We start from the raw sequence: 26,251 nt of genomic DNA on the forward strand, positions 1-26,251 counted from the left end.
TCTGTCGAGAGTCATGCCAGTGAGTGAATCGCTTATTCGGAGTGATCACACTGTTTTGCTGGGTCGGGGTGTTCCCGGCGGAACACCCCTTTCTACGGTGCCGTCAGAGCATTAGTACAGCACGGTAGCCTCGCTTGCTTCAGGAAATACAACAAATAATTGTTGAATAGTGCCGCACGAACTTACGTAGATACATGAGTTGGGAAATTAGCATTTTCGGCAGATGTGCTGTATACAACGCACGACTGTGCTACGTGGGCGGAATGTGATCAACACGAAGAGTCAAATATCCAGTACATGCGGTGAAGTGTGTACTTACTGCAATTGGTCCGACGACCGGCCTGGAGTGCTGGGAATCTATATGGTTGAATGTTCACCCATCCACAAAATATGTTGTGCACCCAATATTTTTTAAATAGGTGTTTGGCGTCGCTCATTGTATGGTCGTGGAACCAATTCAGAATCGAACTTCCGAAGCAGTAGGGTTCAAATCACTGTTAGGCACCGGGGAAGCTGATTGGGGTGGAATAATCGCCTTCCTTTTCACGATAGGATTTTTGGTGATATTACTGCTTGTTGCTGTCGGAATAGCAGAACTCGCCTCTCCACTGACGGAGTTCATGACACTCATATTTGGATATATAGCTGGAAGATACACAGAAGCCGACTAACACGATTAATGTGAAGAACAGGGAGACGAAGCAGGACAATTCACAGGAGGAGGCAAGATCGAGACCGCGTTCACGCACTGTACCGGATTGTCCATTGGCGCTGTAAATTCTTGATCACGGGACGGGGATCTACGTCGCTCGAGTTGAGAAGTATACTCCACGCTCTGAATGTTGTACTTATTTCTTCCAAGAAGAGTGTGATAGATATTAATGGTAGCACCTATATTTCCTACACGTAGCGACCACCACCGTTGCAAATCGAGTCAAGTTTTGTGCCACATTTGCGCTCTGTATTCAGCACAGCTACTGAGCCCCATCACAAGACAACGGTTTCGACAGTGCCATTCGTTCAAATACCATCACAGCCGGTTTCTCGAAACGATTCGTGCTGGTACCCCGACACAATACGAGTTAGCACAACAGGTTATCGCGTATTCCGGGAGTAGCTTTCCGGTCCGAGATCAGGCCGAGCAACTCTGTCGGCAGTTATCGGAATCGACACAAGAAGAGTACCGAACTCGGTTGTGTGAGACGGTTAATCTGAAAGTTAGCGGTTTCCCTGTCGAACTTCGGAATTACGTCCAACACACTCACGTCCCGTTTTTACTTTCCCGAACACGCCTCTCCTCGATACACGTTCAGTTCAGAGGAGATCGATCGGGATGGGCTGTCACCCTCCCGCGGACTGGGGCAACGGACGCCGTTCAGTCCTGCAGGAAGTCCGGCTCCGTCCGCCTCTCGTCACGTTCGGCCTCGAGGTGGCGCTTGAACTCGTCGATCTCGACATCGTACTCCTGATCCTCGAAGCGATCCCGGACCGAAATGTTGCCGTCGTCCTCCTCGTTGTCGCCGACGATGATCTGGTAGGGGACCCGATCGTCGTGGGCCGCACGGATCTTCCGCTCGAGGGTAGAGTCGCGATCGTCGACCTCGACACGGAACTGCTCGAACTCGCCAGCGATCTCGTAGGCATAGCCGAGGTTCTCGTCGGAGATCGGCAGTACGCGGAGCTGTTCGGGAGCCAGCCAGAACGGGAACTTGCCCTCGTAGTGCTCGATGAGCATCATGAAGAACCGCTCGTAGCTGCCATACAGCGCGCGGTGGATCATCACCGGGCGGTGCTCTTCGTTGTCCTCGCCCACGTAAGAGAGGTCGAACCGCTCGGGCATGTTGAAATCCAGCTGGACGGTTGGCCCGTCCCAGCTACGGCCGATGGCGTCCTCGAACGCGAAGTCGATCTTGGGCCCGTAGAAGGCACCGTCACCGTCCTCGATCTCGTAGTCGTGCTCGCGGTCCTCGAGGACGCTTCGAAGCTGGTCTTCTGCTTTCTTCCAGATTTCGTCGGACCCGACTGACTTCTCCGGCCGGGTCGCCAGCGCCATCTCGTACTCGAGGTCGAACGTCTCCAGGACGTCCGTGATCATGTCCATGATCTGCTCGACCTCGCTTCGAATCTGATCGGGTCGGATAAACAGGTGGCCGTCGTCGATCGTAAAGGACCAGACCCGTGAGAGTCCGGAGAGTTCGCCACGCTGTTCTTTGCGGTACACTTTGCCGTTCTCGGCGTACCGGATCGGGAGATCACGGTAGCTCCAGGACTGGTCCTGGAAGATGGCGGCGTGGCCGGGACAGTTCATCGGCTTCAGGCCAAACTCGTCGTCGCCGACGTCGAAGATGAACATGTCGTCGGCGTAGTTCTCGTAGTGGCCCGAGCGGTGCCAGAGATCGGTCTTGAAGACGTGGGGAGTCTCGACGTAGTCGTAGTCCGCGTCCTGATTGAGGTCCTCGACGAAGTCCTCGAGTTCCTTCAGTACGGTCTTCCCCGGCGGGTGGTACAGCGGCAGACCCGGACCAGTCACGTCCTGGATCGAGAAGAGATTCATTTCGTTTCCGATCCGGCGGTGGTCCCGCTTCTCGGCCTCGCGCTTGCGCTCGAGGAAGTCCTCGAGATCACTCTCCTCGGCGAACGCGGTGCCGTAGATACGGGTCTGCATCTCGTTTTTCTCGTCGCCGCGCCAGTAGGCACCGGCGATCTCGAGCAGTTCGACCGCGCCGATCTCGCCCGTCGAATCGACGTGCGGGCCAGCACAGAGGTCCTCCCACTCGCCCTGCTTGTAGAAGGTGACCTGCTCGTTTTCGTCGGCGAACTCCGCTAAAAGCTCGAGTTTGTAGGGTTCGTCCTCGAGACGCTCTTTTGCTTCGTCGATCGAGACCGCCTCGCGTTCGATTTCGTAGTCGGCCTCGACGATCGCTTCTATCTCGGTCTCGATCTCCGCGAGGTCGTCCTCGTCGACGTCTAGGTTGTCGAAGTCGTAGTAGAACCCCTCGTCCGTCGGCGGTCCGATAGCGAGTTTGACTTCGTCGTCGTCGAACAGGCGTTCGACGGCCTGGGCGAGACAGTGCGAGGCGGAGTGGCGCATCACGCGGAGATACTCCTCGCCGCCATCGTCGGTGACGATCTCGAGTTCGGCACCGTCGTAGACCGGTTGTTCCTTGGCGACGAGGTCCCCGTCGAGTTTGCCGGCGACAGTGTCGCTGCCGAGTCCGGGACCGATCTCGTAGGCACAGTCCTCGACGGTCGCGTCCGCGTCGACCTCGAGTTTCGATCCGTCCGGCAGTACTACCGCGATCCGTTCCTGCGATCCTGATTCTGGTTCTGATTCTGACATGGGTGTGGCTAGTGCTGGCGCTGGAACTTCTGTGAGAAGTTCGTCCGAGTGTCCGCGCTGGCCGCCTGGCTGCGTGCGATCGTGAACGCAGCAGGCGGTAGGTGTGAGTGGTTAGAAGCGGGCGAACGCCCCTGTAAAGCGGACACCTACCATCGTGGCTACGCGTAGTCTCGAGCGGAATAAAAACGTTGTGATGGGGCTGTCGCCACGAGCACGAACCCCCGTGTCGTAGGGCGAACGGTTTTGCCCCCGAGAGAAGAAGGGCGACCGTGCCGGACCCATCGGACGACGATCCGCTCGAGGACCCGCTAGCGGGTGATCCTCTGGACGATCCACTCGAAGGCGACCCGTTGGACGATCCACTCGGGGGAGATCCACTCGAGGACCCGTTCGGCAGCGGTTCCGACGGCAGCGAGAGTGAGGCGGACGACGACATCGCGGACGCGCTCGGGTCGATCGAGCGAGCGACGCTGCTGGCGTTCGTCACGGTCGGTGCTCTCGTCCACGGTGGGGTTCTCGCGGCGAGTCTCGGCGTGATGCTGATCGGTTTTCGCGGCCAGTGGGTCGTTGGCGGCGTGCTCGCGGCCGCCGGGGTGGGAGCCCTTGCCCTGTCGGTCGTGGTCTACCGTCGGTACAGGGTACGACAGGAAGCGTAGTGTGACGGCACCCGCGACGGTGTGTTCAGTCCCGATCGGCGAGCAACTCGCTTGCCGTCACCAGCGACTCCATCTCGACGTCCGCGTCCTCGACGTTCTCGCGACCACCCTCCTCGCGGTCGACGACGACGAGCGCGCGATTCACCGTCGCGCCGGCGTCCCGTAGCGCCTCGATGGCCTCGACCAGGCTCGTGCCGGTGGTCACGATATCCTCGAGGACGACGACCTCTTCGCCATCCTCGAGTCGTCCTTCGATCAGGTTGCCGGTGCCGTACTCCTTGCGCTGCTTGCGTGCGATCACGTAGGGGGCGTCGGCTGCGACGCTGGTCGCCGCCGCCAGCGGGACGGCACCGAGTGCGACGCCGGCGAGTTTGTCACCCTCGTCGACCCGCTCGGCGAACGCGTCGGCGATGGCGTCGAGACAGCGTGGGTCGGTCTCGAAGAGGTACTTGTCGACGTAGTACTCGCTCGTGCCGCCGTGAGAGAGTTCGAACTCGCCGAACTTGACGGCATCAGCGTCACGAAGCGCCTCGATGAGCGCCTGGGTGTCCTGATCGGTCATTGCTCGAAGGGGCGTCCCCCACCGAAATAAGCGGTGTGGAACGGGCCGACTCCCCGATCGACAGAGAGCGGCCGGCTCCCTGTTGGGCTGTCCCTAGTCGACCGCTGTGGTTCGTGACGGAGGAACTCCAGGCCGGTGGGGACGAGTACCGGTCAAGAAGGCGCGAGGATTTATATTCTAGTTTGGTGTGTGGAGTCACGCCATGTCGATGCAAGCCGTCGTCCTCGAGGAGTTTCGAGAGCCACTCGACGTACAGGAACTCGAGCGGCCGGACCCGGAACCTCACGGCGTGGTCGCGGCGGTAGAGGGCTGTGGCGTCTGTCGGAGTGACTGGCACTGTTGGCAGGGAGACTGGGACTGGTTTGGCTACCGCCCGGAGCCGCCACACATCCTCGGTCACGAGCCGACTGGTACCGTCGTCGAGGTCGGTGACGATGTCGAGAACGTCGAGGAGGGACAGGAGATCGCGATCCCGTTCAATTTCGCCTGCGGGAAGTGTTCGCTCTGTCGAAACGGTCGTGAAAATATCTGTGAAAACCACATCGGGCTCGGCTTCATGAACGAAGCGCCGGGTGCCTTCGCCGAGGAGGTTCATATCCCGAACGGTGATATCAATGCTGTCCCACTTCCGGATGGCATCGACGTCGAAACCGCTGCTGGCTGTGGCTGCCGATTCATGACGTCCTATCACGGGATGGCACACCAGGGAGACGTCGGAAACGGCGAGGACGTCGTCGTTCACGGCTGTGGCGGGATCGGGCTCTCGGCAGTTCACATTGCGAACGCGCTGGGTGCGAACGTCATCGGCGTCGACCTCATGGACGCCAAACTCGAGAGGGCCGAGGAACTCGGCGCTGTAGCGACGGTCAACGCAGCGGAGGTCGACGACCCAGTGACGGAAGTTCACGATATCACGAACGGCGGTGCCGACGTGTCCGTCGATGCGCTCGAGATCGAAACGACGTGTCGAAACGCGGTCGACTCGCTCGGAAACGGTGGCCGCCACGTCCAGATCGGACTTACCACAAGCGACGAACGGGGAGAAATTCCGCTTCCGACCGACGAAATCGTCGCCAAGGAAATCGAGGTTATCGGTTCCCTGGGGCTCCAGCCGTCTCGCTACCCGGAGATGCTGGATATGATCCAGAGTGGCAAACTCGATCCGACCGCACTCGTCGAAAAGACGATCGATATTCATCAAGTGCCCGACGAACTCGAAGCAATGACCGATTTCGACACCGTCGGAATTCCCGTCTGTAACGATTTCAGTAGCTAACCCCGCTGCTATCGGTCTGGTGGACACCACTGGTCGTCGGGGCCGGGTCGACAGCGCGGTTCGAACTTCACGATAGACCGCTGGACCGTATCTTTTTCAGCCGACAGAGGAAACATCCAGTAGATGACACTACCGCGTGCCGACGAACCCCACCCCGACGTACAGTCGTTTCTCCGAATGTACGAGTCGGTCGACGTGCCCGACTTCGAGGAGGTATCGCCCGCAGAAGCACGGGACCTGTTCGAACAGCTCCAGGTCGGTGCCAGGGCGGAGATCGATCTCGAGAGGGTCGAAGACCGGACGATCAATGGGCCGGACGACGACCTGCCGATCAGGTACTACGAGCCGCGGACCGACGGCGAACTCGAGGCCGGTAACGATCCCCTGGTGCTCTACTTCCACGGCGGCGGGTGGGTCGTCGGCAGCCTCGAGACCCACGACGTGACCTGTCGCAAACTCGCTGCCGAGTCGGGTTACCCCGTCGTCAGCGTCGACTACCGACTCGCCCCCGAACACCCCTTCCCCGCGGCGCTGCGGGACTGTTGTGCGGCCCTCGAGTGGGCGGCCGAGAACGCACCCGACCTCGGAGCCGACCCGGAACGAATCGTGGTCGCAGGCGACAGTGCGGGCGGCAACCTCGCGGCCGCAACGGCGCTTTTCGCGCGCGATCACGACGGTCTCGAGCCGGCTTACCAGCTGTTGATCTACCCGAGTACTGGCGACGTGACCGAGACGACGGCCTACGAGGAGAACGGCGAGGGTTACTTCCTCACGGCCGACGAGGTCGACTGGTTCGCCGACCAGTACTTCGCGGACGAGATCGACCGGGGGAACGTCTACGCCCTTCCGCGTCGGGCGAACGACCTCTCGGACCTGCCGCCCGCGACGGTCGTCACGGCGGGGTTCGATCCCCTCCGGGACGACGGGGGGGCCTACGCCGATCGCCTCAAGGACGACGGGGTTCCGGTTTCCCACCACCACTACGACGACGTGGTCCACGGCTTCTTCGGGATGGTCGGCGGCCCGATCGATCTCGAGCGAGCACACGAGGCCTACGACGACGCCGTCGCCGATCTCCGAACCGCACTCGAGTGACGGCGGACAATATTCCGGAACCTTTTTGTTGAGTATTTTCAATATCGGGCATGGACCGACGGTACGCCATCGTCGGGGCAGTTGCCCTGCTTGCCCTCGCCGCGGGCGGGCTCCTCGCCCTCTACACGCCCACCGCCGCAACCGCTTCGTCTCCCGCCGAACAGAGCGAGCTCGACGGCTCGTTTGCGGTTTCCGAGTCGATCACGGTCGACGAGTCACAGTTCGTGTCCCGGGAATCGATCGTCGACGCGTCGACGGACGAACAGCGGTTGCTCATCTCGTTCGAAACCGTCACCTACGACCACTACTGGACCGGCGACGACCGGCAGTACACGCAGATCACTGCCGCGAGCGAACAGGAACTCGCGGACCGACTGGCGGAATCGGGCGACGAACTCCGCTACGAGTACGACGACGAGCCGAGCGCGATCGTCGAGTCGACGGCCGGCGAGAACGCGACCGGTCCCGCGAACCACACGTTCCCCGATACGCTGACACACTCACAACTCGAGATGACTGCCTTCGAGGCGACCGGGACGACGTCGGCGGATGGGACGACCCTGGACGTTCACGAACCGCGGACCGGCTGGACGGTAGTCGACGCCGGGGACGACGACGGCGACCGGCTGTACGTCGCCGACGCGGACGGTGAGGTCCGAGTCGACGACGGCCAGTTACGCCACGCCAACGTCACGCTCGAGCGTGTCGACGCCGAAACCTGGGGTGGCTACCTGCTCGAGCGCGGTGAGACATCGACGATACGCTACGAGTACGACGTGACGGAGTCACACGAAGACGAAGACGAAGACGAAGCGGTCCAGCCCGACTGGATCGAGAAGGTACAGTGAGCGTGCCCATCACAGGGAGAGCCAGCTACCCGGAACTGCCCTCCAGCAGTTGGTGTCCGGTCGATCCGCGGGAGGGCCACCCCTGGATCGTGGCATCCGGAACTGCCGACTCCCTCGAGACGGGACCAACAGCGACAGCGACAGCGTCTCCGGAACCGGGGACGGCGACATCGACACCGTCGAACGGGACGCCCCCGAGCGGCTGACGGTCCTCGAGGGCGTCGACGTCCCGGAGCCGGTCGCGGTCAGTTCGGAGACACCGCTGTGCCGGGACGGCAGTAGTAGTACCACGTGAGTACGATACAGCTGAGATAAAACAGGAGAAACGCACCCATCGCCGGCACCGCCGCGTCGGTCAACTCCACGGACGTGCTGAACCCCTGTGGGATGAGAAACCCTCCGTAGGCACCGATCCCGCTCGTAAATCCGAGGACGCTGCCGGCCTCGAGTTCGGCCCGTTCGAGGGCCCGTCGTCTCGCCTCGGGTGTGTCCGTCTCGAGGCGGGCGAGATGCCGTCGCCGGAAGACGGCAGGAATCAGTTTGAACGTCGAGGCGTTCCCGATACCGGACGCAAGGAATAGCAGGAGAAACGCCCCGAAGAACCCCCAGAAGGACCCCTCGAGAACGAAGTAGATGACGAGCACACAGCCAAGCGACATCGTCGCGAACACCCAGAGGGTGACCCGTGCTCCGCCGAGTCGGTCCGCGACCCAGCCGCCGGGCGGCCGGATCAACGCACCGAGAAGCGGCCCGACGAACGCGACGGCTGCGACGTCCCGGCCGGGGAACCGAAGCTCCGCGAGAAGCGGAAAGGCGGCAGCGTACCCGAGAAACGAGCCGAACGTCCCCAGGTACAGATAACAGAGGAGCCAGTTGTGCTTTCGGCGGAGAATCGTCAACTGCTCGCGGACGTTCGCCTCGACGTCCGCGACATCGTTGAGGCCGAACGCGGACGCGACCGTCCCGAGCAGAATGAACGGAATCCAGACCAGTCCCGCGTTCTGAAGCCAGAGCGTCTCGCCGGTGGTCGTTTCCAGCCCCGATCCGCCGACCGCACCGAAGATGCCCACGCCGATAACGAACGGGATACTGAACTGTGCGACACTGACGCCGAGGTTGCCGATGCCGGCATTGATCCCCAGTGCCGTTCCCTCGGCACGTTCCGGGAAGAAGTAGGAGATGTGATCCATACTCGAAGAGAAGTTCGCGCCGCCGAACCCGGCCGTCGCGGCCAGGAGTGCCATGAGCCAGAACGGCGTTTCGGGATACTGGACTGCGACGACGAGTCCGGCCGTCGGAACGAGCAGCGTCGCCGTCGCAAACGTGTTGAACCGTCGGCCGCCGAACACCGGCACCGCAAACGAGTAGAAGAGACGTCCGGTAGCGCCGACGAGCGACGGAATCGCGGTCAACAGGAACAACTGCGTCTGTGAGTAGTCGAAGCCGGCGTCAGGGAGATACACGACGACGACGCTCCAGAGGACCCAGACGGCGAACGCGAGAGACAGCGTGTAGACGGAGATGGCGAGGTTCCGACAGGCGATTCGTTTGCCGCCGTTTTCCCACTGTGACTCGTCTTCGGGGTCCCAGCCGTCGAGTGTTCGTGGCGGCATAGCCTCGTACTCGTCTCTACACGCTTTCGGACGCGAATAAATCGGACGAATCCAGAAGCGACCGGAGAAACGTACGACTCAGACAAAGCCTCGAGTCCGTGCACCTACCCCAGGCAACTGCAAGCACCGATCGTTTCGCGTCGGTTCTCGTTCCCTTCGATATGGCGACGAGCAATGCACGCGGTCGGTCGAGTTGGGTGAAAAACGCCAGTGTCGCGGCGACGCTGGTCGACGCACTCGTGGAGTTCACGAAGGGGCGTCCCAAAAGCGGTGCCCTGCTGCTCGGCGCGGCCGCAGTTTCGTCCCGGGTTCCGGGGTTCGGAACGGCCGTCTCGGTCCTGATTCGGGCGTACCGACGGCTCCGCTGATCCTCCGATCCGTTTGACCACCTGCTCGAGGGCACGTCACCAAGTCAGCGGAGTACACTCTCGAGGGTACGGTAACGAACGTCCGCCCAGGCTTCGAGGGGAAGGTCGAACCGTTCGAAGAGGTCGAAGTGGGGAATCTGCTGGTCGGGTGAGAGGGAGTCGGTGCCAAAGACCAGCTGCTCGTGGTGCTCTTCGAGGAACGACTGCGCGTACTCCTCGTCACGCGCGAGCGCGTTCCAGCCCGACCGGGCCGAGATGTCGCCATAGAGGTTGTCGTACTCGGCGAGAAGTTCCGGAATGCGGCCGCCGGGTTCGATCGGTCCCGAAGGGTACGAACCCCGGTCGTCGGACTCGACATCGGCGGAGATGTGGGCCCACCACGCGTGAGCGTGTGCGATGAACTCCACTTCCGGATACGAAGCCACGACATCCTCGAGATTCGGGAGCCCGACCTCGTCGACCATCGCTTTCTCGTCGGTGTGAAAGAGGATCGGCAGCTCGTGGTCGGCACAGCGTTCGTAGAGCGTCTCGAGTTGGCGGTCGTCGATCGGTAGGCCGGCTTTCAGCTCGCCGAAGCCACGCGCCCCGCGGTCGACGTACCGCTCGAGGCGTTCCGTGACGGCTCCGAAGTCGTCTTCGTAGACGAGCGTTCGAGGGTCGATCGTACAGAACGGAACGAGGCGATCGGAGGCGGCGTCGACTTCGTCGAGCACCCACCAGCTGGGTGTCTGAACGGGGTAGCTCTCCGGGGACTCCAGTGGATGGACGACCGCGCGGTCGACGCCGTTGTCGTCCAGCCACGCGACGAGTTCGTCGACGGAGAAGGGGTCCCTGCCGAGCGTTCCAGTCGGGAGCAAGTGAGTGTGGGCGTCGATCAGCGGAAGATCAGCGACGTCGTCGGCTTGGTCGGGCGATGCCGCCGATTCCGGTCCTGGGTCCGTTCCCGACGACCCACCGGACGATCCCCTGGCGTCGACCGTGCCGGCGGCTCCGCCCAGTGCGAGACCACTTGCGGTCCCTGTGTCGGCGAGAAACCGGCGGCGGCTCGGCCCTGGGTTCAGGTTCGGGCTCGAACTCGAGCGGTCGGACGGGAGCGAACGAGCCATAGTCTCCCGTCCACCCGGCGGCGTAAAATCGACGGGGGAATCGGTCGGACCGCCGACCGGTCGCTCTCAGCCGAACGACTGAGGGTGTCGCCGCCCGTAGCGACGACCGTGCCCGCTACCGCGCTCGTTACCGGACCGCCACGCAGCGGCAAGTCGACCGTACTCGAGCGAACCGTCGATCGGCTTCGCGCCGACGGTTGGGAAGTCGGCGGCATCACGGCCCCCGAGATTCGAGACGACGGCGATCGGGTCGGGTTCGAGATCGACGCCGTCGGCCGGGAGGGGCGGGCAACGATGGCCCACGTCGAGTACGACGGCGATCCGCGGGTCGGGAAGTACGGAGTGGACGTGGACGCGATCGATCGACTCACCGGCGTTCTCGAATCGTCGATCGACGATCCAGCGATCGACTGCGTCGTCATCGACGAAATCGCGCCGATGCAACTCGAGAGCGAACGGTTTCGAACGGCAACAACACGCGCGCTCGACGCGCCGAAGCCGACTCTCGCCGCAGTCGCGGACGGGTCGTCGGGGACGCTCGGGGCAGTCAAATCCCGCTCGGACGTGGCGGCGTTCACGGTCGCCCCGGAGACACGAGACGAACTGCCCGATCGACTCGTCGAACGGGTACGAGAGTGGGCGTGATCGGCGTCGACGGCCGTCCGGCTACTCCTCGAGAACCAGGTAGGTTCGCCCGCCGCGATGCTCGAGCGAGACGTACTCGGTGTCGACGCTCTCGTCGACGAACGCCTCGATACCGTCCGCAGGCAGCTCCGTGACGTCGATCCGTCGGCGCTCGGGAGTGGCCGCCGTCGCCGCGCCCTCGGATCGGTCGTCGGTCGTCAGATCGCCGGTCGCGTCTACGATCAGTGCCATACAGGACGATCCACCGGGACGTACGTCAAACCGATCCGTCCGCGGTGAAAGTGAAAGTAACCGACAGAACCCGTCTGCTGGCCGCTCGACCGATACCCGAAACCGCAACCGATCGCGAGAAACCGTCAGCCGAGTCGTTTTACCGTGACGGCGTGGGAGTCGCCATCGATCTCGAGTGTGAGGTCGTCGACGATCGCCTCGACCGCCCGGGACTGCCAGTCGTCGACGGCCTCGGAGTGGCGTTTGCGAATCCGTTCGGCCTCCTCGTCGCCGACGGATTCGAGTTCCTGCTCGAGTTCGGGGTACGCAGCGAGTACGTCGTCGTCGATCACCTCGCTCGGCGAAACGTGGACTGCGCCGGTCAGGTGGGTGTCGTCGACCCGGTAGACGTGGAGTCGGGCTCGCATCCGGCCGTGGAACGGGGGCGTCACCCGGAGGACGGCCTCGCCGGGGTTCTCCTGTGTGTAGACGTACGCGTCGACGGCGTCCTCCGGAGAGACCGCGAGCGAGCGAATCGCGGACGGGTCGTCCTCGGCCATTGACGGGGATTGTGGCCGGAGGATCATAATTGACGCGTCCGACATCCGGGCTTCGTCCGGCGACCAACACTCGAAACGCTCTCACTCTCCGTCCCACCTGGTCGCAGCGCCGTCGGCGTTCTCCGACGCGTCGTCCGGCTCGGCCACAGTCGGTCGGAACACCGACGCCCTCGAGTCCGTCGTGACGCCGTAGGTGGCGTCCTCGACCGTCGCCGGGGCCGTTTCGTCCCGATCCGCGTAGTGGGCCGTGAGGGATGCGCTGACGGCCTCGCGAACGCAGGCCCGTGTCGCGGCCCCGACCTCGGTGGCGCTACCGGAGAAAGCAACGGGGGGATCGCCGCCGGGATCGTGGCCGACGACGACCGCGTCGGTCGTCGTCCCCGGGAAGCCGACCGTCTCGAGCAGCGTTGCAGCTTTCGCTTCGGCGGCGACCGCGACCAGGTTCGCCAGCGCGCCCGGCGCGAGCGTCCGGGTCGTCGCGACGACGACGTTGACGGTGCCGGGTTCCGGTTCCGACTCCCGGCCCTCGGGGCGAGCGGGCGCTGGAAGCGACTCGCCACGGGGGTCGGGTGCTGACTCGAGAGCGGAGCCGACCGGTAGCGCCGCGGGATTCGAGACGCCCGCGGTCGCGTACGCCACGACGGGGCCACAGCGGGCACCGCGTGCGTCCGCCATCTCCACTCCCGTCAGCAGGACTGGCGCGCGGTCCGCGTCCGCCGCGTCGAACCCCGCACGCTCGAGTCGGTCGCCGACGTAGCACTCGAGGTCGGTCGCTCCCCACTCCTCGGGGACCGAGACGTTGTACGCGCGGTCCGTGCGGGTTCGGCCGCCGTTCCAGCCGGTCGAGAGCCACTCGGTTCCGGGGCGTGCGATGCGGAGAACGCCGTCACGCTGAAAGGCGTCGTACTCGACGTCGGCCACGGTGCTGTCGTCTTCGGTCATTCGTCGGGTTCGTTTCCGGTCTCCGAGCCGTCCCGGATTGGTCCACGACCGCTGTTCTCGTCGCCTTCGCTCACCGCTGCGGCCGACTTCGCATCGAGTGCCTCGAGCATCCGATCGTTCGCCGCCCGGTCCTTGACCGCGACCCGAACGTGCGAGTCCAGCCCGCGGAACGTTCGCGCATCGCGGACGGCGACGCCGTCCTCGCGGGCCGACTCGATCACGGCGTCGACGGATCGATCGCCGACATCACACAGCAGGTAGGGGGCGTCGGAGGGTGCGACATCGAATCGCTGCCCGAGCGCGTGGCGAAGCCGGTCGCGCTCGCTCGCGACGCGGTCCCGTGTGCCGGCGACGAACGCGTCCTGGCGAAGACAGTACGCCCCGACTCGCGCGGCTGGCGTCCCCAGCGACCACGCGCGCCGGCCGGTCTCGAGAGTCTCCCGTAGCTCGCCGCTCGCGACCGCGAAGCCGGCACGCAGTCCGGGGAGGCCGAACAGTTTGGTGAGCGAACGGGCGACGAGCACGTTCTCGCGGGTACTCCCGTCGACCACCGTCGCGGCTGACGGTCGGTCGGTAAAGCCGAGAAAGGCCTCGTCGACCAGCAGCGTCGTCCCCGCGTCGGCACACCGATCCGCGAGGGCCGCAAGCGCATCCGGATCGGCGGCGTCCCCCGTCGGATTGTTCGGCGTACAGACGACGGCGAGTTCGACGCCCTCGAGCAGCGTGGTCCGGGCCTCGACCAGATCGTCGTACCGGAGGAATTGCGGTACCGCGCCCTGAAGCCGAACTTCACGGGCGTACTCGCCGAAGCTAGGGTAGGGGACGAGCGCGGCGTCGCCGGCCTCGAGTGTGGCCTCGATCCCGAGTCGGATCGCGGCCAGCCCGCCGGGTGTCGGGATCACGCGGTCTGGCTCACAGCCGACGAACTCGGCGGCGACAGCCCGAAACTCGGGGTAGTCGTCGTCGGGATACCGCCGCGCCGTCTCGAGGGCGTCGGCGTAGACCTCGTCGACCCCGTCGGGTGTCTCGGGGTTGGTATTGGCCGAGAAGTCGAGCAGATCGCGGTCCGGTTCCCCACCGTGGGGGACGCGTTCGCCGCGGACCATCGCGTCGGGATGCATCGTCAGCTACTCCGTCGTGTTCGATCCGGTTTCCTCTTTCGGCGATCCGTCGGCGTCGATCCCGAGTCTTGAACACACCGTCTCGACCCGGTCCCGGAGAGCCGCCATCTTCCCGTCGGGAACCAGCGAAAGCGTACCGCCCATCGCGACGCCCTCCTTGGCCTCGCCGGCACAGTAGCGTTCCATCGCCGTGTGATCTCGCCGGTCGAAGCCGGGGTCGGTCACCGTCAACTCACAGTCGAGTCGCTCGCAGGTCGTCTCGAGGTCACCTGCGGCGTCGGCCACGAACGAGGTCGTTGCGATCGATAGCGCCGCGTCGACGCCGGCGTGGCGAAGCAGGGCCGCGACGGCGACCATCTGGGTCCCGCCTGCCAACGTCACTTCGGCCCCCGACTCGAGCGCGCCGGCCGTGATCCCGGCGACCGTCGGCTGTACCGGATCGCCGACGGCACGGACCGCCTCCATCGGCGCGCCGTCGCAGTCGCCGGCCTCGAGGTCGCTGGCGGCGAGTCCCTCGTCGACGACCCGCCGCTTTCGTTCGACCGGGTTCTCCGGTAGCGACGAGGAGACGGTCGCGGGTTCGCCCAGTGCGGTGAGAACGCCGAGTGCGGTCGTCGTGCCTCCGGGGACAGTCTCGCCGATCAAGAGATCGTCCTCGGGCAGACTCGCGCCGAAGCCGTGTGCGCGGTCGTAGATCGCGTCGGCGTCCGGGACGGCCGTCGGAGTGCGGACGTCGGTCCCGGGATCGATGTCCAGATCGACGGTCGCCGCGCCGGTCGGCTCCGTGAGCCCCGCGTCGACGACGGTCACGTCGAAGCCGACGACCTCCCGGACCGCCCGGGTGATCGCCGCCGGCGTCGGACAGCCCGACGGGCTCACGGGGGTGAGGGGTGCCGTCGTCGGCTCCCCGTACTCGAGTATCTCGGCGTCGGCAGACGGCGTGTGAGCCATCAGCTCCGGGGACGCACCGGCGGCGCTGATTCCGTCGATCAGGGCGGTTTCGGTCGTTCCGGCGGGGAGGACGACGCGCATCTCAGCGGCTCACCCCGTTCTCGTCTTCGTTCGCGTCCGCCCCTACTCCGGCCCTCGTTCCCGGGCCGGCCAGGAAGTCGGCCGCAACGCGGGCGTCTTCGGGTCTGTTCACGTTGATCGCGAGTCTGGAATCGTAGCTGACGTGCATGGGTTGGCTCTTCCGTTGGTTCGAGTTCGCATCCGAGTCGGTGGCTCCGACGACGTTGACCCCGGTCGGCGCGAGGTGAGTCGCCGACTCGAGTCGTGAGTCGATACTGACGCCAAGTCGATGCTTGAGCGCCACGGGAACGCAAACCGTCAATGACCCCTGGCCGCCGTAGACCGCCAGCACTCGGTCGACGACGGTGGCTGCGAGCAGCGGCAGGTCTGCTGCAACCGACAGCACCGGCGGGGAGACGGCCGGCGACTCGAGAGCCGCCAGCAGGTCGGCGACGTAGCCCTCACCCGGCGTCTCGATCGTCCGGACGCGCTCGTCACGCTCGAGGCGTGTTCGCGTCCCGGGGGCGTTCGGCGACGCCGCGGCGTGGACCGTCGCGACCGCGCTATCGGAGAGGGCCGCGAGAACGCGATCGATCATCGGCTCCCCGGCGATCGGGTACAGCGGCTTCTCGCGGGTACTCTCGAGGCGAGTCCCCTTCCCGCCACACATCACGAGAGCGTCCACGCGATCACCCCCACGTGGACGCCGATGACGCGGCCGATCTCGTTTGCCGCACCGAAGATATCCCCGCTGATACCGCCCAGATTACGGGTCGCCCAGTACCAGGGGAGGGCGATGCCGGCGACCGCGGCCGGCACGGCGACCGCACCGGGGTTGGGCCAGCCCAGTGCCGCGAGGCCGACGACGGCCACGGCCGGCACGACGAACGCCCGCGGCCTCGCGGCGTCGGTGAACTGCCGGCCCATGCCGTCGTGGCTCGCCTCGCCGAAGCAGGCCATCGCGGCCATCCCGAGTTTCGACCCGACTTCCGTGCCGATCACGACGCCGACGGCCGCGAGGACGGGTAGACCGGCCAAGCCGAGCCCACCGAGCGCGAGCGCGACGACGACCAGGGCGACCGCGAGCACGGCACCGACGCCGGTCGTCGTGTCTTTCAGTACCTCGCGTCGGCGTTCTCGGTCGCCGTGGACGACCAGGGCGTCGCCCAGGTCCGCCACACCGTCGAGGTGGTGGATTCCGGTGACGGCGTAGACCGCCAGTACGTACCCCAGCGCGACCGTCGGGGCGGCGAGGACGGCGACCCCGAGCAACGGAACGCTCGCGAGCACGCCGGCGACCAGCCCGACGACGGGAAACGCCGCCGGCGTCGTTCGGAACGCTTCCCAGTCGCCTTCCCGATGGGGAACGGGCAGCCGCGTCAGGAACGTGACGGCACCACGGAGGGCACCGCACCAGCGGCCGAGGGTCACAGCATCACCTCCCGATCGACGGGGATGGACGCCGTGTTGCCAGCAGTCTCGAGCGCGGTCGTCTCGAGGCCGGTGGCCGCGAAGGCAAGGGTCCCAACAGCCGCGAGCACGACGGCAACGACGACCGCAACGGCCGCGGCGAACCCGACGAGAGTGACGGCCCGGTGTCCGTCCTCGAGCGTCGGCAGGTGCCGGTCGGCGTTCAGGTCGTAAGCTCCGGGTTTCCGGAGACGGACCGACAGCACGTACGCGAGCGTCGCCATCGGCCATCCCGAGTTCGGCGACGCGGGGCGGCGAGCCTCCGCTCGCGCTCGCGAGAGCGCGCGTGGCTCTCCGCTGGCGACGGCGATCGACAGGGCCGTCGCTCGCGCCGGCAGCCACATCACTAGATCGTCGAGTCGCGCACTCGCCGTCCCGATCGGCTTCGACGGATAGCCGAGCATCGAATCGAGCGTGTTGACGCCTTTGACCCACGCGGCGGCCGCCGCGGCTGCCGGCAGCGACAGCGGCGCGAGGACGGCGAACGGAAGCAGCGTCGCGACGAGTCCGTCCGAGAGGTTTTCGGCGGCGCTCTCGATCGCGCCACTCCGGATTTCAGCCGGCGAGAGCGTCGATGCATCCCGGCCGACGAGCCCGCGGACCTGTTCTCGGGCGGTCTCGAGGTCGCCTTCCGTGGCCGCGACGACATCGTCGGTCAACTCGAGTAACGTGCGAAGACTGGTCGTCACGAAGAGGACGAGGCCGGCGACGGCCGCGCCCGCCAGCGGGGCGACGCGAGTGGCCGCGAGAACGGCACCCGCGGCGACGGCGGCGGGCAACAGCGGCGCGAGTACAGCGATAGCGACACCGATCAGCCGCTGTCCCGTCGCCGAACCCGTCCACTCGCGATCCAGTGCCCCGACGAGATCACCGAACCAGGCGACCGGGTGGGCCGCGGTCGGCGGCTCGCCGACCAACAGGTCGAGAGCGAACGCGAAGCCGATCAGCACGACCGTCGTCACCGACACGCTCTCACCCCGATCCCTCCGTTTGGGTGACGGTCGTCTCGAGCAGTTCCTCGAGTCGGTCCGGAACGTCCGAGAGGGGCGTCTTCTCGAGCAGGACGGCACGGCCGTCGACCGCCTCGACACCCCCGTCGGTACGGGGGTCGTCGCCGACGTGGACCAGTGTTCCGGGACCGACCTCGAGTTCGTCGGCCACAATCTCGAAGATGTCGGGGGCCGGCTTGCGCCAGCCGCAGGCGACGCTCGAGACGACGGCGTCGAACTCGTCCCGGGAGAACTCCGAGCGGACGAGCGTCCGGCCGACGAGTTCCGGGACGCTGCAGTTCGAACAGATGGCGATTGGGCCGTACTCGCGCGCAGTTTCGACCGCTTCCCGTGCACCGTCTCGCGTCTCGACGACGGGATCGAACGCGGAGACGACCGCACGCCGGGGAACGTTCCCTGCCGGAGTCACGCCACGGCTCGCCAGCGCGCGGGCGACGTGGGCGTGTAACGGCACCTCGGCCCCCTCCGGCGCGTCGACGTGGGGCTCGCGGTAGGCGTCGCCCCAGTCGTCGGGAACGTCGACGTCACGGGCCTCGAGTTCCGCGGCGACGGCTGCCGCCGGATCGTCGGGCGTGTCGGCGCAGACGAGAGTGCCAAAGAGGTCGAACGAGACTGCCACGTTCGTGTAACTAGGACAAGCTGACTTTAGGTTCGCGGTTCGCGCAGCTCACTCGAGCGCCGGTTAGATCGAGCGTGAGTCCCCGCACACAGTGGCTCACCTCTCACCGATAGCGTGCCTAAAACGTACTTTCGTAGCGATCGTGTCACACAAGTTCTGGGTTGAACGCTCGAAAACAGCTGCATATCACACTCGAGCCAAGAGGTGCCACACTCGGTACAGGGATGGTTCTCGACGAGCGTGCTGGCTACAATATGCTGAAAACGTCCAGTATCCGGTCGATGTGCCCATCATATTTTCCTTCGGTCTCTTCCCCATCGTCGGGGGGTTTCGTGTTCTGTCTGTCGCCAGCCAGAGACAAATAGCCCGTTGCATGTGCAAAATTAGTTGATGCTTGGTACCCGGATGTGGGCATTAGTAGCCAACCCTGTTCAGAGAAACCTGCAACATCATCTGGTTTTTGGCCCTAATTTCGAAAGCGTGCAACAGGGTAACAAACAGTAGATACAGTCCGTGGTGACCTTTCCGGTGACGTCAGTATCGATCTACGGGAGGTAGTGCTCCCGGTGGACGACCCAGGACTCGTCTTCCTCCTCGTCGATCGCAGTGACGACGATCTGATCGCCGTCCGTGTCGTACGGGACGTAAAGCGTGTTGCCGCCGTCCCAGGTGGCTGTAAACTCGTCGTCGTCCCGGTCGTAGGCACCCGTGGACGCTCCCTCGATAGTGGTATCGATCTCGATCCGGTTGGCCTCGACGCCGCGTTCCTCCGTGATCTCGACGGCAGCCTGGGGAACGTCACTCGTCGGACTGTCGTACTCCCAGTCGATCTCGACGACCACGTCGTCGTCTTCGTCCTCGATCTGCTCGTCGAACGCCTCCTCGGGGTCGTCCGGCGTGTCGTCGATTTCCGCCGCGAACAGATATCGCCAGTCACCGTCCTCGGTGGCCAGCAGCCAGACCATGTCGTCCTCGGTCGGCTCCTCGGCGACAATCTCGACCGTCGCCACGTCTTCGCCCTCGAGTGTCTCGGCCAGTTCCTCCTCGTCGAACCAGAACGCTGCACCCTCTAGCTCGAACACGTCCTCGAGCGTGGCGTCGTCGTCGACCACTTCCATCTCGACCGCCTCGAGTGCTTCTTCGTCGCCGCCGCCGCGGAACTCCCATCCTTCTTCGACCCAGGCAGCGGGATCTACGGGATTGTCCGAGTGAGAGAGTTCGCTCATTCGCTCGAGGTCTTCGTCGACGGCCGCCTCCAGGTACGCGTAAACAGTGGCCAGCGGGTCGTCGTCCGGAGACGCGTCGTCTTCCTCGTCCGAATCCGCGTCGTCGGTCGGTTCCTCGGCTGCACCGTCGCCACTGTCGGCGGTATCGTCGCCGACAGAGAACCCGTCACCGAGACAGCCCGAAAGCGAGACGGCAGTGACGACTCCAGCCTGTAGTGTGTGACGTCGAGAAATCGTAGATTCCGCGCTAATCCCGTCGTTATCCTTCCGTCGAGAGCGACTATCTCTGTCGGAGACCATATCATCGATACGTAAATCCGCTGTTTGAACGTTTTGAAACGATAAAATCCATCGACAAGCGTCGACGAGACCGGTGTCAGTATACCGAACGAGCGGCGACGAGACGAGTCACTACTTTTTGCCCAACCAGCCTGCGTGTTCGGGGTTGCCGAGTATATCACTCCAATAGTAATATAGCCCGTTGCATGTGCAAAATTAGTTGATGCTTGGTACCCGGATGTGGGCATTAGTAGCCAACCCTGTTCAGAGAAACCTGCAACATCATCTGGTTTTTGGCCCTAATTTCGAAAGCGTGCAACAGGGTATAATAGAGTAAGACGACGATAGCCATCAGCGTCCCCCATCGAACACCGGTTGCGAGACGATCACCGGAGAGAACAGAGACGAGACCGATCGCTGTCGGAAGAATCACCAACAGTGCAACCGATTGCTTGAGAGCAAGTGCCGTCTCTGTTTCACTCACTGTCCGAAACGTTCGGTCGTGGCGTCTATTCCCTTTTTCGATCACAAACTGGTCGACCTCCGTCGATCGAGGTCACTCGAGCGACACGATATTCGACTCGAGGTCTCGCGGATAGTAGGTCAACCACTCGATCCCGTCCTCGGTGACGGCGATCGTGTCGGAGTGGCGGTAGCCGTAGGCGTCGGTGTAGATTCCGGGTTCGATCGTCCAGACGTGGCCGGGCTGCATCACGGCGTCGTCCTCGTCGTAGTTCGTGTGGTCGCTCTCGCAGTGGTCTCCCCACCCCTCGTCGATGTACGGCGGTTCGTGGCCGCCCATGCCGATGTTGTGGCCGACGTGGTGCTGTGCGAGGTCGGCGACGCCCTGTTCTTCGAAGTAGGCCTCGACGGCCTGATCGACGGCCGCGATCGGGACACCCGGGCCGAGTTCGTCGATCGCGATCTCCTGGGCCTCTTTCATGAGTTCGAAGTAGTGGACCTGTTCGTCGCTTGGTTCGCCGACGAACATCGTGCGCTCGAGTTCGGAGAGATAGCCGTCGACGTTCGCGCTCGCACCCGTAACGAGCACGTCCCCCGCCTCGAGTCGGCGATTCGCGGTGTGCCCGTGGGGCAGCCGGGTCTGTTCGCCCGTGATGTAGCCCGCGTGAACCGGTCCGTCGCCACGAGTCCGAGGAACGTATTGGTCCCCGAGGGTATCGAGCATCGCCCGGGAGGCCTCCATCGACGCCCGCTGGCTCACCGTCGCCGGGTGAGCGCCCGGCTCGGTGTACTCCGCGAGATAGCGGTGTCCGAGGTTCGCCCACTTGGCGGACTCACGGATCAACTCGAGTTCGGCATCGGACTTCTCCCAGCGCAGCCGGGCAACCCAGCCCTGGCTCTCGACGTCGACGAACTCCGACAGCGCGGGGCCCTGGTACCCCATCACGCCCGGTGCGCCGTCGGCATCGGCGGCGACGGCGTCGACACCGAGCCCCTCGAGCATCGCCACCGCGGTGTGGATCGGCTCCCCGCCGGGGTAGTCGCGGTAGTGGTGTACCGCGTCGATCCGTGGGTTCGATTCGACCCGCTCGACCTCGAGACGCGGGACGGTAACCTCGACCCGATCCTCGGTCACTGCGAGGACGACTGGCCGTTCGGTCTGGATGTGATCGAAGCCGGTGAGATACTCGATACTCGTGGCACCGAACCAGACGCCCGCGCCGGCGTCGGTCTCGGCGAGTCGGTCACGAACGGACTCGAGGCGGTGCCGGAACTCCGCGGCCGGTAGCTGCGTCGACATACGAGTACGAGGACGGAGGGAGACCAAAAACGTTCAGGAGGGCGTCGAACGCTGCCGGTTCCAGGATGAAGCACGATCGGAGCCGGCCGTGTCTCGACCCCTTTGGACGGGTTTGTGCATAGTCCTTTCCGGAATCCGGCAGTCGAATCGCGTATGTTCGATCGATCGTCGACCTCGTCTCGTTCGACGGCCCTGCGACGAACGATACGTCGTTCGAGTCCGCAACGTGTTCTCGTCGCGCTCGAGCGGTTCGCGGATCGACTCGGTCTCGATCGTAATGGCCCGGCTGACCCCCACAGCACTCGGCAGTCGGACTCAGACTCGGACTCGGACTCGGACACGGACACGGACACGGACTCAAAGCCCATAGCCACCGATGACTCCGCTGACCAGCCGGTAACGAACCCGGAAGACGGAGCAGTCACCCCGACAGCCCCCGCCGAGACAGCCGCCGTTCTCGATCCCGAAACCGCACCGACGAACCGCAGTGAGGTCCTCGAGTACGGCCTTTCGCCGGCCGAGTACGTCCGTCTCGTTCTCGAGGAAAACGACGGCTGGGTGCCACAGCGCCAGTTCGTCGAAACTTACGGCTGGTCTCCGTCGACGATTAGTCGCCTTCTCTCGGAGTTAGAGGACGAGGGAGTCATCCGTCGGTACGAGCGCGATCGTCGAAAGATCGTCTGTCTGCCGCGGGTCGAACTGCCGTCGTTGCGGAAGCAATAAGAGTGCTGCAGAAACTGCCGGACGCTGCCTTCTGTCGTTGCCCAGACGCAGTGTGGGCTCAGTCCAGTCGCGCGAACGCGAGGTTGCCCGAGATGTTCTTGATGTAGATGTCGACCACGTCGCCTTCTTCCGCGCCGGGAACGAAAATCGTGTACTCGCCTTTCTCGGCGACGCCGTCGCCTTTGCGACCGGTTCCGGTGATCTCGACGGTGTAGGTCTTGCCCTCTTCGACGGCCTCCTGTTGCTGTTGTTGCTGGCTGGCGGTCGAGCGCTTGGTGACCGGTCGGAACGCACCACAGGCGTCACAGCGCAGCATCGGCGTGCGGTCCTCGCGAACGAGTCGGGTGTCCGGTAGGCCACACTCCGAGCAGAGCACGTACTCGTCGACGTAGGCGTCGACCGCGGCGTCGAAGTCCTGCTGGGAGAAGGTTCCGTTGTACCGGGCACGGCCGTCGTCGAGTTTGCCGCTGGTCCCAAGTTCGCGCTGGATGAACCGGTGAACGTGTTCGGTCTCCCGGGAGAGCACGTCGGCGATGTCGTCGACGTTCTTGAACCGGGTGAACGCGCCGTCTTTCTGGGCTTCCGCGTCCGGAATCTGTAACCGCTGTTCGTCGCCTCCGATGTCGGGAACGTCTTCCATCGCTCGGTCGAGACTCGATTCGTAATCCATACCTGAGGAAAGACGACGGGAACGTAAATCGGTTCTGCTATCACGATCCGCCCGACTGCAGACGGTTGTGACTCGGACGACAGGAAGGCAACTGTGCCCCCTGTGCCCGCTCGCTAGGAACCGTACCGAATCGTCCGGTCCGTCCCACCATCCACGGTCGCCTGTGCTGGACGTTGTGGCGGTACAGCGGAACGACACGCCGTCTCAGTACGTATCGCTCCCTCCTTCGCTCGGCGACCCCTGTTTCCCCTCGTCTATAGTAGCTACTGCAAGTCAGTGCGCACCTGATCGCCAGAAAGGTCGGCGATCAGTGTGCAAATCGTTGCAGTTGGTACTATAACTCACGGAGGTCTCGTTCCGGGTTCGCCTCGTGGTGGTCGCCCGCTTGGCCCGTTATCTCGCCGTATGCGGCCTCGCGGACCTCTTCAGGGGAGTCGAACTCCTCACCGACGAGCCGATCGAAGACGCTGCCCAGCGATTCCGTCTCGTTCGGTAGATCGATCAGCTCGTTGCCGTACACCGACGCGACCTCTTCGCTGGTGACCGGATACTCGAGTTCGCCGAGATCGGTTTCGACGCTCTCGAGAAGCGATTCGACTCGGTCGGCGCGGTCGGAGGTGCGCTGTTCGGCTCAATCCTGTGCTCGGTCGCGGTCTCGACTTCGGTCCGCATCACGGTCGTTGCCGCTCATAGGCGTGGCTTCCCGGACACCGAGCAAAAGGAACTGGCCGGCACCTGCGGGCGACCGTCGGTGCCCACTCACTCCATGACCGTCGAACGTGACGCGATCTCTCCGGGAGCGAGAACCGATCTCTCCGGGAGCGAGAACCGATCGAACACGTTGTCCAGACAGGCGGGGACGAACCACGAACCCGGATCGAGACACCCAGACGAAAGACACCCAGGAAACCACAACCCAGCGCGAGTTCGTTTCTCGACATCTGCGTGGCAGTAGTCCAGTCTGCTCGAGAACCGGCAGTATAATTGAATACGTGACTATCGACCCTTATCTTTATTATACATGATGAATTACTTCTTCGCAGATAAAATGAATCTCAACCGCCGAACGCTACTTACGTCGATCGGTGCCGGAGCGATCGCGTCCGTCGGTGTCGGCGCAGGTACTGCACGGCCGACTGCGACGAGTAGTTCGGTCCGCTCGAGCCGTGTAAACTACACCGAAGACGTTATTTATCAGGTTATGACGGATCGGTTTCGCGACGGCGATCCGTCGAACAACCCGGACGATGACCGGTACGATCCAGATTGTGAGGAGTTGACGAAGTTCTGTGGTGGCGACTGGCAGGGGATCATCGACAGGATCGAGGACGGCTACCTGCCCGATATGGGCGTCACGGCGCTGTGGATCTCGCCACCGTTCGAGAACATCGATGAAGTGCACCCGGAAAACGGTACGTCGTACCACGCCTACTGGCCGCGTGATTTCAAACGACCGAACCCGTACTTCGGCGATATGGACGACTTCGAGCGACTGATCGACGTCGCTCACGACCACGGTATCAAGGTCGTCATCGACTTCGTCCCGAACCATACGAGCCCTGCTGACGAGGACGACCCCGACTACGTCGAGGACGGCGCGTTGTACGACGACGGTGAGTTCGTCGCATCGTACACCGACGATCCGAACGGGTCCTTCCACCGGAACGGTGGCATCGACGATTTCGACGACTACGAGGAGTCCATTTACGCGAACCTGTTCGATCTAGCGGACCTGAACCAGCAGGCACCCGAGATCGACGAGTACCTCACGGAGTCGATCAAACTGTGGCTCGACAAAGGTGTCGACGGAATCCGGATCGATGCTGTCCGGCACATGTCTCCTGGCTGGCAGCGGACCCTGATGAGCGAAATCTTCGATCACCGTCCCGTCTTCACGTTCGGCGAGTGGTTCCTCGGCGAAGGTGAACGCGATCAAGACTACTACGATTTCGCCAACGAGAGCGGGATGAGCCAGCTCGACTTCCGCTACGGACAGAAGCTTCGGCAGGTGCTACGCGACGAGACGGACGGTTGGGGCGGCTTCGTCGAGGTCATCGAAGAAACCGCCGCGGAACACGACCAGGTGCTCGACCAGGTTCCGTTCCTCGATAATCACGACAAGGCGCGGTGGCTCGAGGACGAATCTGACGATCCACGGCTGGCCGATATGGGTCTCGCGGTGCTGTTGACCTCCCGTGGCGTGCCGAAGGTCTACTACGGTACCGAGCAGTACATGACCGGTGACGGCGACCCTGGCAGCCGAGAGATGATGACGTCGTTCGACACCGGAACGAACGCATACGAGATTATTTCGACGCTCTCGTCGCTCCGACAGTCGAACCCTGCACTCGCCTACGGCAGTACTCGGGAACGATGGGTCAGCGACGACGTCATCTTTTACGAACGCGAGTTCGGCGAGAACGTCGTTCTCGTTGGGGTCAACCGGAGCAGCGAGGAGTGGTACGAGATTACGAACTTACGGACCGCGCTCCCCGGCGGTTCGTATCCGGATATCCTCGAAGAACGGATCGACGGCTTCGAGCTGGCTGTCAACGCCGACGGGACAGTCGAGGACTTCTGGCTCGGAAGCGAGACGGTCTCCGTCTGGGAACATCGGTCGCCCACGGACGAACCGACGCTTGGCCACGTTGGGCCGACGATGGGTGAAGTCGGCCACACGATCCAACTCAGTGGCGAAGGGTTCGGGTCGGCAGAAGGAGCCGTCGAGTTCGGATCGACCGAAGCGTCCATCCACTCCTGGTCGGACACCCGGATCGATGTCTCTGTTCCAAACGTCGACGGCGGCTACTACGATATCTCCGTTACCGACGCCAACAGTGTCGAGAGCAACGCCTACGAGGAGTTCGAGGTGTTGACAGACACGCAGGTTGCCGTCCGGTTCGTCGTCGACGAAGTCGAAACCGAGCCGGGTGAGAACGTGTATCTGACCGGAAACGTCAACGAACTGGGCGCGTGGGACCCCGACGACGCAGTGGGGCCGTTCTTCAACGAAATCATCGAAGAGTATCCGACCTGGTACTACGATGTAAGCGTCCCTGCAGATACGGACCTCGAATTCAAGTTCATCATCGTCGACGACGACGGGAACGTAACCTGGGAATCCGGTGCGGACCGGCAG

Annotated in this window: 26 protein-coding genes and 1 pseudogene; 10 read left to right on the top strand and 17 right to left on the bottom strand. The window is 63.9% G+C overall.

The annotated features are described in order from the left end of the window. Positions 1 to 440: 440 nt before the first annotated feature. Positions 441 to 671, top strand: a complete 231-nt coding sequence (locus tag C446_RS18105) for a signaling protein (RefSeq protein WP_239639499.1) — start codon at positions 441 to 443, stop codon at positions 669 to 671. 704 nt (positions 672 to 1,375) lie between these two features. On the opposite strand, the gene thrS is transcribed toward C446_RS18105, so the two are convergent. After that, the gene (gene thrS, locus C446_RS11675; protein ID WP_006673314.1) at positions 1,376 to 3,340 is read right to left on the bottom strand and encodes a threonine--tRNA ligase; all 1,965 of its coding nucleotides are present in this window, start codon (positions 3,338 to 3,340) and stop codon (positions 1,376 to 1,378) included. Positions 3,341 to 3,609: 269 nt separating this feature from the next. On the opposite strand from thrS, the gene C446_RS11680 reads away from it, so the two are divergent. Further along, positions 3,610 to 3,996: a DUF7322 domain-containing protein gene (locus C446_RS11680; protein ID WP_006673315.1), complete on the top strand. Its 387-nt coding sequence runs from the start codon at positions 3,610 to 3,612 to the stop codon at positions 3,994 to 3,996. A 25-nt stretch (positions 3,997 to 4,021) separates the two neighbouring features. Here the strand turns inward: C446_RS11680 and pyrE are convergent, their stop codons facing one another. Then, complete coding sequence (gene pyrE, locus C446_RS11685) at positions 4,022 to 4,558, bottom strand: orotate phosphoribosyltransferase (protein ID WP_006673316.1); 537 nt, start codon at positions 4,556 to 4,558, stop codon at positions 4,022 to 4,024. 208 nt (positions 4,559 to 4,766) lie between these two features. On the opposite strand from pyrE, the gene C446_RS11690 reads away from it, so the two are divergent. The 4 genes from C446_RS11690 to C446_RS11705 all read left to right on the top strand — a co-directional run bounded on the left by C446_RS11690 (position 4,767) and on the right by C446_RS11705 (position 8,072). Continuing rightward, the gene (locus tag C446_RS11690; RefSeq protein ID WP_049920187.1) at positions 4,767 to 5,834 is read left to right on the top strand and encodes a zinc-dependent alcohol dehydrogenase family protein; all 1,068 of its coding nucleotides are present in this window, start codon (positions 4,767 to 4,769) and stop codon (positions 5,832 to 5,834) included. 123 nt (positions 5,835 to 5,957) lie between these two features. Further along, positions 5,958 to 6,929, top strand: a complete 972-nt coding sequence (locus C446_RS11695; RefSeq protein ID WP_006673318.1) for an alpha/beta hydrolase — start codon at positions 5,958 to 5,960, stop codon at positions 6,927 to 6,929. A gap of 50 nt (positions 6,930 to 6,979) precedes the next feature. Then, positions 6,980 to 7,777 (top strand): hypothetical protein, encoded by a 798-nt coding sequence (locus C446_RS11700; protein WP_006673319.1) that lies wholly within the window; start codon positions 6,980 to 6,982, stop codon positions 7,775 to 7,777. A 52-nt stretch (positions 7,778 to 7,829) separates the two neighbouring features. Next, a complete protein-coding gene (locus C446_RS11705) occupies positions 7,830 to 8,072 on the top strand; it encodes a hypothetical protein (protein ID WP_049920185.1) in 243 nt (80 codons plus the stop codon). Here C446_RS11705 and C446_RS11710 read toward each other — a convergent pair. Next, a complete protein-coding gene (locus C446_RS11710) occupies positions 8,023 to 9,390 on the bottom strand; it encodes an MFS transporter (protein ID WP_006673320.1) in 1,368 nt (455 codons plus the stop codon). The genes C446_RS11705 and C446_RS11710 overlap by 50 nt on opposite strands. A 161-nt stretch (positions 9,391 to 9,551) precedes the next feature. Between C446_RS11710 and C446_RS11715 the strand changes: the two genes are divergently transcribed. Then, a complete protein-coding gene (locus C446_RS11715; protein WP_006673321.1) occupies positions 9,552 to 9,758 on the top strand; it encodes a hypothetical protein in 207 nt (68 codons plus the stop codon). A 44-nt stretch (positions 9,759 to 9,802) separates the two neighbouring features. Here C446_RS11715 and C446_RS11720 read toward each other — a convergent pair whose 3' ends face one another. Beyond that, positions 9,803 to 10,864, bottom strand: coding sequence for an amidohydrolase family protein (locus C446_RS11720; protein ID WP_006673322.1), 1,062 nt, complete (start codon positions 10,862 to 10,864; stop codon positions 9,803 to 9,805). Positions 10,865 to 10,972: 108 nt separating this feature from the next. On the opposite strand from C446_RS11720, the gene C446_RS11725 reads away from it, so the two are divergent. Beyond that, the gene (locus tag C446_RS11725) at positions 10,973 to 11,509 is read left to right on the top strand and encodes a nucleoside-triphosphatase (RefSeq protein WP_049920188.1); all 537 of its coding nucleotides are present in this window, start codon (positions 10,973 to 10,975) and stop codon (positions 11,507 to 11,509) included. 21 nt (positions 11,510 to 11,530) lie between these two features. Here the strand turns inward: C446_RS11725 and C446_RS11730 are convergent, their stop codons facing one another. From C446_RS11730 to C446_RS11780, 11 genes are all read right to left on the bottom strand, one after another. After that, the gene (locus tag C446_RS11730) at positions 11,531 to 11,740 is read right to left on the bottom strand and encodes a hypothetical protein (protein ID WP_006673324.1); all 210 of its coding nucleotides are present in this window, start codon (positions 11,738 to 11,740) and stop codon (positions 11,531 to 11,533) included. A gap of 125 nt (positions 11,741 to 11,865) precedes the next feature. Beyond that, positions 11,866 to 12,279 carry a hypothetical protein gene (locus C446_RS11735; RefSeq protein WP_006673325.1) on the bottom strand — a complete coding sequence of 138 codons (414 nt, stop codon included), beginning with the start codon at positions 12,277 to 12,279 and terminating at the stop codon, positions 11,866 to 11,868. Between the two features lie 81 nt (positions 12,280 to 12,360). Continuing rightward, positions 12,361 to 13,221 carry an adenosylcobinamide amidohydrolase gene (locus C446_RS11740; protein WP_006673326.1) on the bottom strand — a complete coding sequence of 287 codons (861 nt, stop codon included), beginning with the start codon at positions 13,219 to 13,221 and terminating at the stop codon, positions 12,361 to 12,363. Beyond that, the gene (gene cobD / locus C446_RS11745; protein ID WP_006673327.1) at positions 13,218 to 14,342 is read right to left on the bottom strand and encodes a threonine-phosphate decarboxylase CobD; all 1,125 of its coding nucleotides are present in this window, start codon (positions 14,340 to 14,342) and stop codon (positions 13,218 to 13,220) included. The genes C446_RS11740 and cobD overlap by 4 nt, the downstream gene beginning before the upstream one ends. A 6-nt stretch (positions 14,343 to 14,348) precedes the next feature. Beyond that, positions 14,349 to 15,374 carry a nicotinate mononucleotide-dependent phosphoribosyltransferase CobT gene (gene cobT / locus C446_RS11750; RefSeq protein WP_006673328.1) on the bottom strand — a complete coding sequence of 342 codons (1,026 nt, stop codon included), beginning with the start codon at positions 15,372 to 15,374 and terminating at the stop codon, positions 14,349 to 14,351. Position 15,375: 1 nt separating this feature from the next. After that, on the bottom strand, positions 15,376 to 16,023 hold the full coding sequence (locus C446_RS11755) for an NTP transferase domain-containing protein (protein ID WP_049920189.1): 648 nt from the start codon (positions 16,021 to 16,023) through the stop codon (positions 15,376 to 15,378). After that, on the bottom strand, positions 16,023 to 16,784 hold the full coding sequence (cobS, locus tag C446_RS11760; protein WP_006673330.1) for an adenosylcobinamide-GDP ribazoletransferase: 762 nt from the start codon (positions 16,782 to 16,784) through the stop codon (positions 16,023 to 16,025). The genes C446_RS11755 and cobS overlap by 1 nt, the downstream gene beginning before the upstream one ends. Further along, positions 16,781 to 17,791: an adenosylcobinamide-phosphate synthase CbiB gene (gene cbiB / locus C446_RS11765; RefSeq protein ID WP_006673331.1), complete on the bottom strand. Its 1,011-nt coding sequence runs from the start codon at positions 17,789 to 17,791 to the stop codon at positions 16,781 to 16,783. The genes cobS and cbiB overlap by 4 nt, the downstream gene beginning before the upstream one ends. A 4-nt stretch (positions 17,792 to 17,795) precedes the next feature. Beyond that, a complete protein-coding gene (locus C446_RS11770) occupies positions 17,796 to 18,452 on the bottom strand; it encodes an HAD family hydrolase (protein WP_006673332.1) in 657 nt (218 codons plus the stop codon). A gap of 545 nt (positions 18,453 to 18,997) precedes the next feature. After that, the gene (locus C446_RS11775; protein WP_006673333.1) at positions 18,998 to 19,978 is read right to left on the bottom strand and encodes a hypothetical protein; all 981 of its coding nucleotides are present in this window, start codon (positions 19,976 to 19,978) and stop codon (positions 18,998 to 19,000) included. Between the two features lie 535 nt (positions 19,979 to 20,513). Beyond that, positions 20,514 to 21,719 carry a M24 family metallopeptidase gene (locus C446_RS11780; RefSeq protein WP_006673334.1) on the bottom strand — a complete coding sequence of 402 codons (1,206 nt, stop codon included), beginning with the start codon at positions 21,717 to 21,719 and terminating at the stop codon, positions 20,514 to 20,516. A 153-nt stretch (positions 21,720 to 21,872) separates the two neighbouring features. On the opposite strand from C446_RS11780, the gene C446_RS11785 reads away from it, so the two are divergent. Beyond that, positions 21,873 to 22,442: a helix-turn-helix transcriptional regulator gene (locus tag C446_RS11785; RefSeq protein ID WP_006673335.1), complete on the top strand. Its 570-nt coding sequence runs from the start codon at positions 21,873 to 21,875 to the stop codon at positions 22,440 to 22,442. A gap of 58 nt (positions 22,443 to 22,500) precedes the next feature. Here the strand turns inward: C446_RS11785 and C446_RS11790 are convergent, their stop codons facing one another. Then, complete coding sequence (locus tag C446_RS11790; protein ID WP_006673336.1) at positions 22,501 to 23,112, bottom strand: translation initiation factor IF-2 subunit beta; 612 nt, start codon at positions 23,110 to 23,112, stop codon at positions 22,501 to 22,503. A gap of 334 nt (positions 23,113 to 23,446) precedes the next feature. Beyond that, positions 23,447 to 23,803 (bottom strand): annotated as a pseudogene (locus C446_RS11795) (DUF5789 family protein). Positions 23,804 to 24,313: 510 nt separating this feature from the next. Between C446_RS11795 and C446_RS11800 the strand changes: the two are divergent. Continuing rightward, a partial coding sequence (locus tag C446_RS11800; RefSeq protein WP_204365916.1) for an alpha-amylase family glycosyl hydrolase occupies positions 24,314 to 26,251 on the top strand: 1,938 nt, incomplete at its 3' end.

The organism is Halobiforma nitratireducens JCM 10879 (assembly GCF_000337895.1).
In the GTDB taxonomy this organism is placed as follows: domain Archaea; phylum Halobacteriota; class Halobacteria; order Halobacteriales; family Natrialbaceae; genus Natronobacterium; species Natronobacterium nitratireducens.

Bases quoted from the DNA above. Each gene is read 5' to 3' on its own strand.
- C446_RS11775 (WP_006673333.1), bottom strand. From the start codon at position 19,978: ATGGTCTCCGACAGAGATAGTCGCTCTCGACGGAAGGATAACGACGGG.
- C446_RS11690 (WP_049920187.1), top strand. From the start codon at position 4,767: ATGCAAGCCGTCGTCCTCGAGGAGTTTCGAGAGCCACTCGACGTACAG.
- C446_RS11715 (WP_006673321.1), top strand. From the start codon at position 9,552: ATGGCGACGAGCAATGCACGCGGTCGGTCGAGTTGGGTGAAAAACGCC.
- thrS (WP_006673314.1), bottom strand. From the start codon at position 3,340: ATGTCAGAATCAGAACCAGAATCAGGATCGCAGGAACGGATCGCGGTA.
- C446_RS11730 (WP_006673324.1), bottom strand. From the start codon at position 11,740: ATGGCACTGATCGTAGACGCGACCGGCGATCTGACGACCGACGACCGA.
- cobT (WP_006673328.1), bottom strand. From the start codon at position 15,374: ATGCGCGTCGTCCTCCCCGCCGGAACGACCGAAACCGCCCTGATCGAC.
- C446_RS11720 (WP_006673322.1), bottom strand. From the start codon at position 10,864: ATGGCTCGTTCGCTCCCGTCCGACCGCTCGAGTTCGAGCCCGAACCTG.
- C446_RS11735 (WP_006673325.1), bottom strand. From the start codon at position 12,279: ATGGCCGAGGACGACCCGTCCGCGATTCGCTCGCTCGCGGTCTCTCCG.
- cobD (WP_006673327.1), bottom strand. From the start codon at position 14,342: ATGCATCCCGACGCGATGGTCCGCGGCGAACGCGTCCCCCACGGTGGG.
- C446_RS11790 (WP_006673336.1), bottom strand. From the start codon at position 23,112: ATGGATTACGAATCGAGTCTCGACCGAGCGATGGAAGACGTTCCCGAC.
- C446_RS11740 (WP_006673326.1), bottom strand. From the start codon at position 13,221: ATGACCGAAGACGACAGCACCGTGGCCGACGTCGAGTACGACGCCTTT.
- C446_RS11785 (WP_006673335.1), top strand. From the start codon at position 21,873: ATGTTCGATCGATCGTCGACCTCGTCTCGTTCGACGGCCCTGCGACGA.
- C446_RS11700 (WP_006673319.1), top strand. From the start codon at position 6,980: ATGGACCGACGGTACGCCATCGTCGGGGCAGTTGCCCTGCTTGCCCTC.
- pyrE (WP_006673316.1), bottom strand. From the start codon at position 4,558: ATGACCGATCAGGACACCCAGGCGCTCATCGAGGCGCTTCGTGACGCT.
- C446_RS11780 (WP_006673334.1), bottom strand. From the start codon at position 21,719: ATGTCGACGCAGCTACCGGCCGCGGAGTTCCGGCACCGCCTCGAGTCC.
- C446_RS11755 (WP_049920189.1), bottom strand. From the start codon at position 16,023: ATGTGTGGCGGGAAGGGGACTCGCCTCGAGAGTACCCGCGAGAAGCCG.
- C446_RS11695 (WP_006673318.1), top strand. From the start codon at position 5,958: ATGACACTACCGCGTGCCGACGAACCCCACCCCGACGTACAGTCGTTT.
- C446_RS18105 (WP_239639499.1), top strand. From the start codon at position 441: ATGGTCGTGGAACCAATTCAGAATCGAACTTCCGAAGCAGTAGGGTTC.
- C446_RS11710 (WP_006673320.1), bottom strand. From the start codon at position 9,390: ATGCCGCCACGAACACTCGACGGCTGGGACCCCGAAGACGAGTCACAG.